General features: G+C 70.2%; 13 protein-coding genes. 5 read left to right on the top strand and 8 right to left on the bottom strand.

Going from position 1 to position 12,885, the window contains the following annotated elements:
• Window position 1: 1 nt before the first annotated feature.
• Entirely contained in the window at window positions 2–373 is a 372-nt protein-coding gene (locus ABZV44_RS23040; RefSeq protein ID WP_354839645.1) for a MerR family transcriptional regulator, read from the bottom strand.
• Window positions 374–433: 60 nt separating this feature from the next.
• Here ABZV44_RS23040 and ABZV44_RS23035 point away from each other — a divergent pair, with 60 nt between their 5' ends.
• Window positions 434–1,555 carry an alkene reductase gene (locus ABZV44_RS23035; protein ID WP_354839642.1) on the top strand — a complete coding sequence of 374 codons (1,122 nt, stop codon included), beginning with the start codon at window positions 434–436 and terminating at the stop codon, window positions 1,553–1,555.
• Between the two features lie 8 nt (window positions 1,556–1,563).
• Here ABZV44_RS23035 and dapF read toward each other — a convergent pair whose 3' ends face one another.
• The 4 genes from dapF to ABZV44_RS23015 are packed head-to-tail and all read right to left on the bottom strand — an operon-like array spanning window position 1,564 to window position 5,016.
• The gene (gene dapF, locus ABZV44_RS23030) at window positions 1,564–2,484 is read right to left on the bottom strand and encodes a diaminopimelate epimerase (RefSeq protein ID WP_354839639.1); all 921 of its coding nucleotides are present in this window, start codon (window positions 2,482–2,484) and stop codon (window positions 1,564–1,566) included.
• A 5-nt stretch (window positions 2,485–2,489) separates the two neighbouring features.
• The gene (locus ABZV44_RS23025) at window positions 2,490–3,302 is read right to left on the bottom strand and encodes a TrmH family RNA methyltransferase (RefSeq protein WP_354839636.1); all 813 of its coding nucleotides are present in this window, start codon (window positions 3,300–3,302) and stop codon (window positions 2,490–2,492) included.
• Window positions 3,299–4,231 carry a tRNA (adenosine(37)-N6)-dimethylallyltransferase MiaA gene (gene miaA, locus ABZV44_RS23020; protein ID WP_354839634.1) on the bottom strand — a complete coding sequence of 311 codons (933 nt, stop codon included), beginning with the start codon at window positions 4,229–4,231 and terminating at the stop codon, window positions 3,299–3,301. Before miaA ends, ABZV44_RS23025 begins: the two co-directional genes overlap by 4 nt.
• Entirely contained in the window at window positions 4,228–5,016 is a 789-nt protein-coding gene (locus ABZV44_RS23015) for a hypothetical protein (RefSeq protein WP_354839632.1), read from the bottom strand. The genes miaA and ABZV44_RS23015 overlap by 4 nt, the downstream gene beginning before the upstream one ends.
• A 246-nt stretch (window positions 5,017–5,262) precedes the next feature.
• Between ABZV44_RS23015 and ABZV44_RS23010 the strand changes: the two genes are divergently transcribed.
• Window positions 5,263–6,636 (top strand): DUF349 domain-containing protein, encoded by a 1,374-nt coding sequence (locus tag ABZV44_RS23010; RefSeq protein WP_354839746.1) that lies wholly within the window; start codon window positions 5,263–5,265, stop codon window positions 6,634–6,636.
• 73 nt (window positions 6,637–6,709) lie between these two features.
• Window positions 6,710–6,859, top strand: a complete 150-nt coding sequence (locus ABZV44_RS23005) for a hypothetical protein (protein WP_354839630.1) — start codon at window positions 6,710–6,712, stop codon at window positions 6,857–6,859.
• Here the strand turns inward: ABZV44_RS23005 and ABZV44_RS23000 are convergent.
• Window positions 6,852–7,865: a helix-turn-helix domain-containing protein gene (locus ABZV44_RS23000; protein ID WP_354839629.1), complete on the bottom strand. Its 1,014-nt coding sequence runs from the start codon at window positions 7,863–7,865 to the stop codon at window positions 6,852–6,854. The genes ABZV44_RS23005 and ABZV44_RS23000 overlap by 8 nt on opposite strands.
• Window positions 7,866–7,960: 95 nt before the next feature.
• On the opposite strand from ABZV44_RS23000, the gene ABZV44_RS22995 reads away from it, so the two are divergent.
• Window positions 7,961–9,367 carry an MFS transporter gene (locus tag ABZV44_RS22995; protein WP_354839626.1) on the top strand — a complete coding sequence of 469 codons (1,407 nt, stop codon included), beginning with the start codon at window positions 7,961–7,963 and terminating at the stop codon, window positions 9,365–9,367.
• Window positions 9,368–9,436: 69 nt separating this feature from the next.
• Here ABZV44_RS22995 and ABZV44_RS22990 read toward each other — a convergent pair whose 3' ends face one another.
• Together ABZV44_RS22990 and miaB are read right to left on the bottom strand one after the other, a co-directional pair.
• On the bottom strand, window positions 9,437–10,018 hold the full coding sequence (locus ABZV44_RS22990; RefSeq protein ID WP_354839743.1) for a hypothetical protein: 582 nt from the start codon (window positions 10,016–10,018) through the stop codon (window positions 9,437–9,439).
• Between the two features lie 314 nt (window positions 10,019–10,332).
• A complete protein-coding gene (gene miaB / locus ABZV44_RS22985; protein ID WP_354839623.1) occupies window positions 10,333–11,859 on the bottom strand; it encodes a tRNA (N6-isopentenyl adenosine(37)-C2)-methylthiotransferase MiaB in 1,527 nt (508 codons plus the stop codon).
• Between the two features lie 289 nt (window positions 11,860–12,148).
• On the opposite strand from miaB, the gene ABZV44_RS22980 reads away from it, so the two are divergent.
• The gene (locus ABZV44_RS22980) at window positions 12,149–12,877 is read left to right on the top strand and encodes an amino acid ABC transporter ATP-binding protein (RefSeq protein ID WP_354839740.1); all 729 of its coding nucleotides are present in this window, start codon (window positions 12,149–12,151) and stop codon (window positions 12,875–12,877) included.
• The last annotated feature ends 8 nt before the right edge of the window (window positions 12,878–12,885 follow it).

Raw genomic sequence — 12,885 nt, 5'->3', positions numbered from 1 at the left:
GTTATTTCGCGGCGAAGCGTTCCCCGGCTCGCGAGATGACATCGTCGAGGACTTCGCGGGAGCGCAGAAGGTCGGCGATCGTGCGGTCGATGCGGTCACGTTCGGCACGCAACTCGTCGACGAGCTCGGGCGTGGCACGCTCGTTGGCGCCGCCGTCGGTGTCGCGCATGCAGGGCAGGATCTCGAAGATCTTCTTGCTGTTGAGGCCGGCGGCGAAGAGCTCCTGAATGTGGATCACACGGTCGACGGCCAGCTCCGGATAGTCGCGCTGGCCGCCGGGGGTGCGGGCGGCGACGAGCAGGCCCTGCTCCTCGTAGTAGCGGAGCGACCGTTCGCTCACGCCGGTGCGTCTGGCCAGCTCACCGATTCGCATGCGGCACTCCGGATTCCGAGGCTTGCACCTCACATCAATGTCAGGTTCTACCTTACGGGAATGACGAACACGGACCTCTTCAGCACCGGCCGGATCGGCCACCTGGAACTCCCGAACCGGCTGGTCATGGCCCCGATGACCCGCAATCGCGCCGCCGCCGACGGGACCCCCACCGAGCTGATGGCGACCTACTACACACAGCGCGCGGGAGCGGGAATGATCATCGCCGAGGCGGCCACCCCCAACCCGGCCGGGCTGACCTACCCGAACATCCCGGCCCTCTACACCGATTCGCACCTCGCCGGCTGGCGGCGCGTCACCGACTCGGTGCGGGCCGCGGGCGGGCGGATGTTCCTGCAACTCCAGCACGGCGGGCGGGTCGGGCACCCGGACAACAGCGGACTGATCCCGGTCGCACCCTCGCCGATCCCACTGCCGGAGACCATCCACACACCGTCCGGCCAGCAGGAGGCGGTGACTCCGCACGAGCTGACCGATGACGAAATCCAGGACACCATCGCCGATTTCGCGAAGGCCGCCCGCACGGCGGTGGCCGCCGGATTCGAGGGCGTCGAGATCCACAGCGCCAACGGCTATCTGCTGCACCAGTTCCTGTCGGGCAATACCAATCACCGCACCGACGCGTACGGCGGCACGATCGAGAACCGGATCCGGTTCACCCTCGAGGTGGTGGACGCGGTGATCGCGGCCATCGGCGCGGAGCGGGTCGGGGTGCGGATCGCACCCGGCGTCACCGTCAACGGTATCGCCGAAACCGATACCGGCGAGCTGTACCCGGCACTGGTCGCGGCACTGGCGCAGCGCCATCCGGCCTACCTGCACGTGGTGTTCGCGGATCCGGAAAGCGCGCTCTTCCAGCAGATCCGGAGCCTGTGGCCGACCACGCTGATCGCCAATCCGGACCTCGGCTGGGGCGTCCCGCTGCCCGCCGACGGCGGCGCCGCCGCGGCCCGCGCGCTGCTCGCCGCGGGCGCGGACCTGGTGTCACTGGGCCGGTCGTTCCTGGCCAACCCTGATCTGGTGGACCGCCTGCGGATCGGTGCGCCGCTGAACCCGGTGCGCGACGCATACCTGATGTATGTCGGCGGCGCGGAGGGGTATACCGACTATCCGGCACTCGAATCCGCCGCCGACGCGGCGCTCAGCACCACCGCGGCGTGATCAGCGGGTCAGGCGTCCTGCCACCACTTGGCCGCAAGGCGGCCCGTCGCCACCAGCTCCGACGGGCCGCGCAGCCAGGCCGCCCCGTTCTCGATACCGACGGTCACCACGCCGCCGGGAATGCGGACCTTCACATGCCCGACATCCGAGGCCAGGTCGAAGCCGTCGCGGGCCAGGGCGGCGGCCGCCGCGGCCACGGTTCCCGTTCCGCAGGATCGGGTTTCGCCGACGCCGCGCTCGTAGACGCGCATGTCGACGCCCCGCTCACCGTCCGAGCCGACGGCCAGCGCGGTGAGGATCTCGACGTTCACGCCGTTCGGGAACAGGGTGTGGTCGAAGCCCGGCAGCTGGTCGAGGTTCAGTTCGGCGAGCGAAGCCGTGGTCAGCTCCGGGTCCACGCAGGCCAGGTGCGGATTGCCGACATCGATGCCGAGGCCGGTGAATTCGCGTCCGCTCACGGTCGCGGTCGAGACGCCGAGCGTCTTCACCCGGCCCATGGCCACGGTCACCTCGCCGTGCACGGGATCGGCGTGGTGCACCACCACCGGCCGTGCGCCCGCGCGCGAACCGACCACGAACTCCTCGCTCTTCTCCATCCCGGTCGCGACCAGGTAATGCGCGAACACGCGCACCCCGTTGCCGCACATCTCGGCGATGGATCCGTCCGCATTGCGGTAGTCCATGAACCAGTCCCCGGCGCTGACGCCCTCCGGCAGCGCGGCCAGCACACCGGTTTCGATCAGCGCGCCCGCCCGCGCGACCCGCAGCACCCCGTCCGCGCCGAGCCCGCGCTGCCGGTCGCACAGCGCGGCGACCCGGGACGGCGTGAGCTCCAGCCACGCGTCCGGGTCGGGCAGCACCACGAAATCGTTCTGGGTGCCGTGGCCCTTGCTGAATTCGATGTCAGCGGCGCTGTTCTCGCTCGTCATAGTCCTCACCGTAGCGCCCGGCGCTGCCGGGATATTTCGTAGAGGGCCACCGCGGCCGCCGAGGGCGCACCGAGGGTGCCGTCGGTCGGGATGCAGATCAGCTCGTCGCACACCTGCTGCCAGGCGGGGACGAGCGATTCGCTCTCGTCACCGAGGACCAGGACGGTGCCGCCGTCGAACTCGGCGTCGTCGAGGGCCAGGCCGCCGCCGTCGCTGCCGACGATACGGGTGGCGACGCCGCGGGCCCGCTGCCGGTCCCGGAACGCGCCCACCTGCGCCGGACCCGAGGCGCGCAGCACCGGGACGGCGAACAGCGCACCGTCGGAGGCGCGCACGCTCTGCGGGTCGTAGTGGTCGACGCCGGAACCGGTCACGATCACCCCGCCCACCCCGAACGCCGCCGCCGAACGGATGAGCGCCCCCAGCCGGATCGCCGACGCGGGCCGGTCGATGACCACCACGGTGGCCGGATCCTCCGGCGTGCCCGGCGCGAAATCCTCCAGCTCGGGCCGCTGGGTCACCGCCACCGCCACCAGTTCCGGCACCGGCTCACCGGGTTCGGCCAGCCCGGCCATCACCTCCGGCACCAGCCCGACACTGGGCACGCCACTGGAATCGAGCACCTGCCGCGCCCACGGCGACGGCTCGGGTAGCCGGTACACGAGAGTCTCCAGCGGCCAACGGCATTCGAGGGCGCGGCTGATGGGCCGCATGCCCTGCACCAGGAATCGATTGTCCCGGATCCGGGCGGCACGGGTGGTCAGGTAGGCCTGCCACACCTGAACCGCCGCGGTGCGAGTGTTCGCGCGACGCGTCACTGGGGTTCCTGTTCATCCCTCATCGGTGAGGAGTTGACGAGGGCCAGCGCGGTGTCCGCCAATGCGGGATCCGCGCCGTCCACCCATCGCACCCGCTGGTCCCGACGGAACCACGAACGTTGTCGCCGGACATAGCGCCGGGTGCCGATGAAGGTGCGCTCCTGAGCTTCAGTCAGCTCGTATTCGTTGTCCAGGAAATCGAGGACTTGCGCGTAACCGATGGCGCGCCGGGCGGTTTGGCCGTGGCGCAGGCCCAGCGCGACGAGGCGCTCGACCTCCTCGACGAGACCGGACTCGAACATGGTCGCGGTGCGCACCTCGATGCGGGCATCCAATTCGGCCGTGTCGCGATCGACGCCGATAATGACCGTCCCCCACCGTGGTTCACCGATCTGGGGCGCCGAGGCGGCGAACGGCTCACCGGTCAGCTCCACCACCTCCAGCGCGCGCACCATGCGGCGGCCGTCGGTGGGCAGGATGGTCTGCGCGGCCACGGGATCGGTCCGCTTCAATGCCTCGTGCACGGCGACGGTGCCGCGATCGGCCAGCACCGCCTCCCATTTGGCGCGGATCTCTGGGTCGGTGGCCGGGAAATCCCAATCATCCAGCAGCGCTTGGACATACATCATGGAGCCGCCGACGATGACCGGGGTGCGCCCGCGCGCCATGATGGCCTCCACATCGGCGCGGGCCGCCGTCTGATACGCGGCGACGGTGGCGGTTTCGGTGATGTCGAGGACGTCGAGCTGGTGGTGCGGGATGCCGCGGCGTTCGGACACCGGCAGTTTGGCGGTGCCGATGTCCATGCCGCGGTAGAGCTGCATGGCGTCGATATTGACGATCTCGCCGTCGAGCCGCTGCGCCAGATCCAGGGCCAGATCGGATTTCCCGGTGGCGGTGGGGCCGACCACGGCGATGGGCCGGGTCATGTGACGGCTCCGCCGCGCGCACGCGGACGCCACACGCTGACGTGGTAGGCGACGCCGAATGGGTGTGCGGCGTAGAGGGTTTCGACGTCGGGGTCGGCGGGATCGGTGGCGAACAGCCCGGCCAGCACCTGGTAGGCGGGACGGCCCGCCACCTCGATCTCGGCGCACAGGCGCGTGTCCAGGGCGGCCAGGGCCTGCCGGTCCCCCGCGCTCAGCGCCCGGTCGATGGCCTCCTGCACGCCCGCGGCGCGCTCGTCCAGATACCGGGGGGCCTTGAGCGACAGGGTTGCCGCGCCGTCGCCGACGACCAGCACGGCGATCGATTCCGGCTCGGCGTCGAGGTCGGCCCGCAGCTGCCGGCCGAAGGTCAGGCTCTCGTCCACGGAGGCATCGGCCGAGATCAGACGACATTCGGCGGTGACCTCCGGCGCGACCTGCTCGCGCAGCCAGCCCGCGATCAGAGCCGGCAGCGGCAGCATCGGGTCCGCGACACGCTCGGCAACCACCCCAGACAAACCGACACGCAGGTCCACCCCGTATCCCCGGAATGTGCCCACCGCATCGGAACCGATCACGCGGCCGGAATCGCCGCCGCCGGAACCCTCCTCCGGCTCCGCCACGCCGACCACGATCCACCGCGACGCGCGGGCCGCCAACTCCCCCGCGGCCCGCAACACCGCAGCTCGCAGCTCCGCGACCGTTCCTTCGGCCGACGCACCGGCCGCGCCCCCGAGTTCGGGCACCAGCACGGGCGGCGAAGGGACCAGTGACGCAACACAGAACACGCCGACAACCGTAGCGCTAACGCACCTCACCAGCCCCACCCCCACCGATCGCCGCGCCGCCGAAGCGGGCTCAAAGACAGCATTTCCCATCTCAGCCTGGTTGAATGGGATGAGCTAGACCGATGAGCTAGGGCGTAACCAGGCAGCCGTGACGCGCGGCAGGGACGAGGAGCAATGACCGACAACAACGGAAACGAGAAGGCTACCCACCCGGAGTCGACCCCGACGCCCAAGCCCGGCGCGCCGATGCCCACCCCGAGCGAGGGCGCCAAGCCATCACCGGCGGCCGCCACCGCACCCCGCCCTGGGGGCCCGCGCCGCAAACCCGAATCCCCCAAACCCCATGCCGTCAAGCCCACGCCCGGCGCGGCGGCACACCATCCGCATCCGGTCGTCGTACCGAGCGTGAGCGACCCCAGCCAGTGGGGACGGGTCGACGACGACGGCACCGCCTGGGTCAAGACCGCCGACGGCGAACGTGTCATCGGCTCCTGGCAGGCCGGTGACGCCGCCGAGGGTCTGGCCCACTTCGGCCGTCGCTACGACGATCTGGCCACCGAGGTCGCCTTGCTCGAGGCCCGGCTCGCCGCCGGTACCGATGCCCGCAAGACCAAGGCCGCCGCCACCGCGATTGCCGAAACGTTGCCGACGGCCGCGGTCATCGGCGATATCGATGGGTTGACGGCCCGGCTGCAGGCCATCATGGAACACTCCGACGAGGCGGCCGCGCACGCCAAGGAGGAGAAGGAACGCACCCGGCACGAGCAAACCGAGCGCAAAGAAGCCCTGGCCGCCGAGGCCGAGCAGATCGCCAACGACTCCACCCAGTGGAAGGTCGCCGGCGACCGCCTGCGGGAGATCCTGGACGAGTGGAAGACCATTCGCGGCGTGGACCGCAAGGTCGACGACGCGCTGTGGCGGCGCTTCTCCAAGGCCCGCGAGGCCTTCAACCGCCGCCGCGGCGCTCACTTCGCCGAACTCGACCGGGAGCGTGCCGCCGCCAAGGGCCGCAAGGAAGAGCTCTGTGTCCGCGCCGAGGAGCTGTCGGGTTCGACCGACTGGTCCGGCACCGCGGCTGTCTTCCGCGACCTGCTGACCGAGTGGAAGGCCGCCGGCCGCGCCCCGCGCGAGGCCGACGAGCAGCTGTGGCGCCGGTTCAAGGCCGCGCAGGACGTCTTCTTCGCCGCCCGCAATGCCGCCGCCAGCGAACGCGACCACGAGTTCGAGGAGAACGCGTCCGCCAAGGAAGCACTGCTGCACGCCTACGAGCACATCAACCCCGATGCCGACCTGGACGCCGCCCGCAGCGCCCTGCGCGAGCTGCAGGAGAAGTGGGACGCCATCGGCAAGGTCCCGCGCGAGCGCATGCACGATCTGGAATCGCGCCTGCGCGCCATCGAGAAGAAGGTCCGCGAGGCCGTCGACGCCCAGTGGCGTCGCACCGACCCCGAGGCCATGGCCCGCGCCGCCCAATTCCGCGAGCGCGTCGCCCAGTTCGAGGAACAGGCCGCCAAGGCCCAGGCCGCGGGCAAGACCCGCGACGCCGAGAAGGCCCTGGAGCAGGCCAAGCAGTGGCGTGAATGGGCCGAGGCCGCCGAGGGCGCGGTCAGCCAGCGCTGAGCTGATCGCCCGGGTTCCCTTGTGGCCCAGGCGATCAGCACCCCGGGTCCGCGGTCGTGATCAGGCTCGGCGCATGGCACCGAGTCGCGAAGAGCTGCACCCGGTGATCAGCGGCCTGGTCGACCGGCCCTCAACACCCTCCGACGAGCCGATGCCGGATCTGGTTGTGGCCGACCATGATTGGTGCGCCGGCACGGCCGTCCTCGACCGGGGCTTCAGTTGAGCTGGGCCGGCGCGGGTTCGGTGATGATCTCGTGGCGGGTGGGGCGGTGGGAGCGGCGGTATTCGCTCGGAGGGAGGCCTACTTCGCGGTTGAAGTGGGTGCGGAGGTTGGCGGCGGTGCCGAGGCCGCAGCGGGCGGCTACCACGTCGACGGGGAGGTCGGTGAGTTCGAGGAGTTCGCGGGCTCGGATCAGGCGTTGGGTGAGCAGCCACTGGAGCGGGGTGCCGCCGAGTTCGGCGTGGAAACGGCGGGCCAGGGTGCGCTCGCTGAGGTTGGCATGGCCGGCGAGGTCCGCGACGGTCAAGGGGTGTTCGAGGTTGGTGAGGGCCCATTCGAGGGTGCTGGCGAGACCGGTGTCGGCGGGCTGGGCGGGGACCGGGGACTGCAGGTATTGGGCCTGGCCGCCGGCGCGGTGCGGGGACACGACCAGGTAGCGGGCGGCGGCGTTGGCGGCCCGGGAGCCGAGGTCCTTGCGGATCAGGTGGATGCACAGGTCCATGCCGGCCATGGTGCCGGCGCTGGTGAGGATGCGGCCGTCGTCGATGTAGAGCACGCCGGGGTCGATGTCGAGGTGGGGGTGGCGCTCGCGCAGGGCGGCGATGTGCCGCCAGTGGGTGGTCATGCGGCGGCCGTCGAGCAGGCCCGCGGCGGCCAGCACGAAGGCGCCGGTGCACAGGGAGGCGATGCGGGCGCCGCGCTGGTAGGCGGCCCGGACCGCCTCGACCAGGTCGGCGGGCGGGTCCTCGCGGACGTTCGGGGTGGACGGGACGATCACGGTGTCGGCGCGGATCAGATCGTCGTAGTCGTGATCGGTCAAGGCCACGAAGGGATCTCGCAGCGTGGCGTGCTGGGTGTCGCGCGGGCCGCAGAGCTGGAAGTCGTACCAGGCGGCGGGGTCGACGCCGAGGGGCGGCTCGTAGAAGACCTGGTAAGGAATGGCCACCTCGAAGATCGGCATGCCGGGTGCGACGGCGACGGCCAGGGTTCCGGGACCGGTCGATTCCATGGCTCCAATCTAACGCCGCAGCGTGTCAGAAATCTAGCGCAGTGTGGCATTCCTGCCACTCGTGGATGGTGCCGCCGCTTCGCATAGTCGAAGGCATGACCACGACGACCGACGCCACAACCGCACTCCCCCAACCGGATACGGCTCCCGACCCGCGCCGATGGCGGGTGCTGGCGATTGCCGCGATCGCCCAGTACCTGGCCATCCTGGATCTGTTCGCGGTCATCGTCGCCTTCCCGGCGCTGCAGCAGTCCTTCGGCCACGCCTCGACCGGCGCGGTGTCCTGGACATTGAACGCGTACACCATCGTCATGGCCGCCCTGCTGGTTCCGGCCGGCCGGTTCGCCGACGACACCGGCCGCAAACGCGGATTCCTGCTCGGCATAGCGCTTTTCGGGCTGGCGTCCATCGCCTGCGGACTCGCCCCGAACCTGGCCGTCCTGATCGTGGCCCGCGTGCTGCAGGCCGCTGCCGCCGCCTTGCTCATCCCGACCGGGCTCGGCCTGGTGCTGCCGGTGTTTCCGAAGCGCGAGCACGCCACGGTCATGGGCATCTGGACCGCGATCGCCGCGGCGGGCGGCGCGAGCGGCCCGGTCATCGGCGGACTGCTGCTGCAGGCCGGCTGGCGCTGGATCTTCCTGCTGAACGTGCCGTTCACGGTGGTGGCCTTCGCCTTCGGGCTGCGCGTGCTGCCCGATATCCAGCAGCGCGCCAACCGGCGGCTGGACCTGCTGGGCGCGGCGCTGATCCTCGGGGCCACCGCCGCCTTCACCACGGTGTTCGTGCAGGCCACCGACTGGGGCTACACCGCCCCGGGCACCCTGGGCTGCCTGGTCGCCGCCCTCGCCCTGACAGCCCTGTTCGTCCGCCACGTCCGCCGCCACCCGGACCCGGTGGTGAGCCCGATCGTGTTGCGGCACCGCCTGTTCCGCACCGCCACCCTCGGCGTCTTCTGCTACTACCTGGCCTTCGCCGCCATGATCCTGGAGGCCACGCTGTTCATGACCGAGGAGTGGCGGTATTCGACCCTGCGCGCCAGCCTGGGCGTGGCGGCCATGCCGATCAGCTGCCTGCTGCTGTCGCCGCTGTCCGGCCGCTTCGTCGCGCTGGTCGGGGCGCGCGCCTCGGCGGCGCTGGGCGGGGCGGCCATCGCACTGGGCTGCGCCTGGTGGGTGCTGGCCAGCGGCTTCTCGAATTCCTATGCGGTGGTGATGGTTCCGGGCGCGATCCTGGCCGGGGCCAGCACCGCGCTGCTGCAACCGCCGTTGTTCGGCGCCTCGACCCTGCTGCCCGCCGACCAGATCTCGCTCGGCTCCGGCACCCTGATGATGGCCCGCCAGACCAGTTCCGCCCTCGGCGTCGCCATCCTGACCGCCATCCTCGGCGACGCCGCCCACCGCACCATGACCGAGTTCCGCGCGGGCTGGCTCTACATGGTGGCGGCGGGCCTGGCCGCCATGGTCGCCGGCCTCGCCTACCGCTCCGACCGCGCCGCCGTCTGACCTCGCCCGCGGTACAAAAAAGGCCCGGTGGCAACCGCATTCGGTTGCCACCGGGCCTGGATCGGTTGCTCAGTCCTCGCCGAAGAGCCGGCGGCGCTGCTGTTCCTCGGCCTTGGCCTCGGCCAGGCGGCGCTGTTCCTCGGCGGCCAGCTGCACGGAGGTGCGCGCCCACACCACCCGGACCCAGTGGAAGGTCAGCACGACGATGGCGATGGTGGCCACGATCAGGCCGATGCCCGGGCCCGCACCGTGGTAGTTGCCGAGGCCCGGGGTCTGGCGGTGCCAGATGGACAGCACGCCGAACACGCTGCCGATGGCCGACCCCGCGACCGCGATCCAGGCCAGCAGCCAGCGGCGGGTGATGAGCGCCAGCACCGAGAACCCGATGCCGAACACGACGACGAACCAGACGAAGACCCGCGAGGGCAGGCCGATGTGGTCGGCCTGGGCGACCGTGTCGTACAGCAGCACGTCGAAGCCGCGGGTCTTGCCCGCGTGCGGCAGCACCAGCGAGGCGAGCAGCACGAACACCGAACCGGCCACGACCATGGCGCGCACGCCCGGGTCGATCTCGCCGGCGATCTTGCGTTCGACGGCCTCGAGGTCCGCGCGGAACTGCTCGAAGTCCTGACTGTTCTCGGCGGCCTGCATACTCTCCTCGTTCGCCTCGGGCGTCGGTTCCGACGCCGGTTCCGATTGTGCTGCTTCGTCTTCCGGATGCTCCGGCCGGTCACGAGGCTCGTCCGGGCCGGTGGGCTGCTGCTCGGTCATACCACTCGAGATCCTTGCTGACGGCTAGCGCTCCCGCGCCGGGGATGTGGTCAGGCGGTGTGCGAGGAGTACCCGTGACGGGTCGATCCCTCGCACGTACCCCAGCGATCCTGCCCTATGACGCTGTGTAGTTGACAGCGACCCCACCATTCGCCGCCCGAGGTGGCGCCGACCGGCCCGTGCCGCGGGCCGGACTACTCGCCGCAGGCCGGGCCGCAGCCCGCGGCCGCGGTCTCCACCACGACCGGCGCGCCGATGCGCGGCAAGCCCAGGCCGACGCCGATCGGCGCGGTCTTGGGAGTGACGCCACGCTCGTGCGCGTCCCCGGCACGGGTGCGGCGGTGGGTGAGCACCTCGCCGTCGGCGATCAGGTAGTGCGGCGCCGCACCGGTGACATCGACGGTGATCACATCGCCGGGCCGAATCTCGTTGCCGGGAGCCGGATCCACCGGCGGGCGGAAGTGCACGAGCCGGCCGTCGCGGGCGCGACCGGACATGCGCGCGGTCTTGTCGTTCTTCTTGCCCGCGCCCTCGGCGACCAGCAGCTCGACGGTCGAGCCGATCAGCGCCTGATTGCCCTCCAGCGAAATCTGCTCCTGCAGCGCGATGAGCCGGTCGTAGCGTTCCTGCACGACCTCCTTCGGCAGCTGATCGGGCATGGTCGCCGCGGGCGTGCCGGGCCGGATGGAGTACTGGAAGGTGAAGGCGCTGGTGAAACGCGCCTGCCGCACCACATCCAGGGTGGCCTGGAAGTCCTCCTCGGTCTCGCCCGGGAAGCCGACGATGATGTCGGTGGTGATGGCGGCGTGCGGCATGGCCGCGCGCACCTTCTCGATGATGCCGAGGAACTTGGCGCTGCGGTACGAGCGGCGCATGGCCTTGAGCACGCGGTCCGAACCGGACTGCAGCGGCATGTGCAGCTGCGGGCAGACATTCGGCGTCTCGGCCATCGCCTCGATGACGTCGTCGGTGAACTCGGCCGGGTGCGGGGAGGTGAAGCGCACCCGCTCGAGGCCCTCGATATTTCCGGCGGCGCGCAGCAGTTTCGCGAAGGCGCCACGGTCGCGGGGCTCCTCCGGATCGGCGAAGGAGACGCCGTAGGAGTTGACGTTCTGACCAAGCAACGTCACCTCGAGCACGCCCTGCTCGACCAGTGCCTGCACCTCGGCGAGCACGTCGCCCGGACGCCGGTCGACCTCCTTGCCGCGCAACGCCGGCACGATGCAGAACGTGCAGGTGTTGTTGCAGCCCACCGAGATCGACACCCAGCCCGCGTACGCGGACTCGCGCTTGGCGGGCAGCGTCGACGGGAACGCCTCCAGCGATTCGATGATCTCGACCTGGGCCTGCTCGTTGTGGCGGGCCCGCTCCAGCAGCACCGGCAGCGAGCCGATGTTGTGGGTGCCGAACACCACATCCACCCAGGGCGCCTTCTTGACCACGGTGTCGCGGTCCTTCTGCGCCAGGCAGCCGCCGACGGCGATCTGCATGCCCGGGCGGTCGGCCTTGATGGGCGCGAGGTGTCCGAGGGTGCCGTACAGCTTGTTGTCGGCGTTCTCGCGCACCGCGCAGGTATTGAAGACGACCAGGTCAGCGGTATCACCGGCCAGGGCCTTGACGTAACCGGCGTCCTCGAGCAGACCCGAGAGCCGCTCGGAGTCGTGCACGTTCATCTGGCAGCCGTAAGTGCGTACCTCGTAGGTCCGGGCCGGGGAATTCACCCAACCAGGGTAATAGGTGCCCGGCGCAGGCCATAAACCCCGTCCGCGCCGGGTGACCCGGGTCTCGCGGCGGACGGGTGAGGGACCGGCGGATGGTCGTGGAATTGTCGGCGAATCATCGTCCGACCGGGCGATGGTGGTCTCAGCAGCATCAATCGCTGGTTACGCGGGGGTGTCGAGTCCTGCCACAGTTCGAGCCGCCCTGGCAAAGACGAGCATTTCGGGCAGGACATGATTAGGGTCACTGGTCATGACCGACGTGGCCGATTCCATCAGCACTCCCGCGCCGATGATCTCGATGCGGAATGTGGACAAGCACTTCGGCTCGCTGCACGTGTTGCGTGACATCAATCTCGAAGTGCCCAAAGGGCAGGTCGTGATCGTGGTGGGGCCCTCCGGCTCCGGCAAGTCGACCCTGTGCCGAACCATCAACCGGCTCGAGACCATCGACTCCGGTGAGATCGCCGTCGACGGCGTGAAACTGCCCGACGAGGGCAAGGCCCTCGCGAAGCTGCGCGCCGATGTGGGGATGGTGTTCCAGCAGTTCAACCTGTTCGCGCACAAGACAATTCTCGAGAACGTGATGCTGGCGCCGGTGAAGGTGCGGCGCGTCGACAAGACTCAGGCGCGCGCCCGGGCACTGGAACTACTCGACCGGGTGGGCATCGCCAATCAGGCCGACAAGTATCCGGCGCAGCTGTCGGGTGGTCAGCAGCAGCGTGTGGCCATCGCGCGGGCGCTGGCCATGAACCCCAAGGTGATGCTGTTCGACGAGCCGACCTCCGCGCTCGACCCGGAGATGGTGTCCGAGGTGCTCGAGGTCATGGTCGGGCTGGCCAAGGAGGGCATGACCATGCTCGTCGTCACCCACGAGATGGGCTTCGCGCGGCGCGCGGGCAATCGAGTGCTGTTCATGGCCGACGGCCAGATCGTCGAGGACACCGAGCCCGAATCCTTCTTCACCGCACCGAAATCGGATCGCGCCAGGGATTTCCTGGGCAAGATCCTCTCCCACTGACTCCACCC

Source organism: Nocardia sp. NPDC004860, from assembly GCF_040609015.1.
GTDB lineage: Bacteria > Actinomycetota > Actinomycetes > Mycobacteriales > Mycobacteriaceae > Nocardia.
This window is presented reverse-complemented; position numbering and strand designations above follow the sequence as displayed.

Bases quoted from the DNA above. Each gene is read 5' to 3' on its own strand.
- ABZV44_RS23040 (WP_354839645.1), bottom strand. From the start codon at position 373: ATGCGAATCGGTGAGCTGGCCAGACGCACCGGCGTGAGCGAACGGTCG.
- ABZV44_RS23035 (WP_354839642.1), top strand. From the start codon at position 434: ATGACGAACACGGACCTCTTCAGCACCGGCCGGATCGGCCACCTGGAA.
- dapF (WP_354839639.1), bottom strand. From the start codon at position 2,484: ATGACGAGCGAGAACAGCGCCGCTGACATCGAATTCAGCAAGGGCCAC.
- miaA (WP_354839634.1), bottom strand. From the start codon at position 4,231: ATGACCCGGCCCATCGCCGTGGTCGGCCCCACCGCCACCGGGAAATCC.
- ABZV44_RS23010 (WP_354839746.1), top strand. From the start codon at position 5,263: ATGCCCACCCCGAGCGAGGGCGCCAAGCCATCACCGGCGGCCGCCACC.
- ABZV44_RS23005 (WP_354839630.1), top strand. From the start codon at position 6,710: ATGGCACCGAGTCGCGAAGAGCTGCACCCGGTGATCAGCGGCCTGGTC.
- ABZV44_RS23000 (WP_354839629.1), bottom strand. From the start codon at position 7,865: ATGGAATCGACCGGTCCCGGAACCCTGGCCGTCGCCGTCGCACCCGGC.
- ABZV44_RS22995 (WP_354839626.1), top strand. From the start codon at position 7,961: ATGACCACGACGACCGACGCCACAACCGCACTCCCCCAACCGGATACG.
- ABZV44_RS22990 (WP_354839743.1), bottom strand. From the start codon at position 10,018: ATGCAGGCCGCCGAGAACAGTCAGGACTTCGAGCAGTTCCGCGCGGAC.
- ABZV44_RS22980 (WP_354839740.1), top strand. From the start codon at position 12,149: ATGATCTCGATGCGGAATGTGGACAAGCACTTCGGCTCGCTGCACGTG.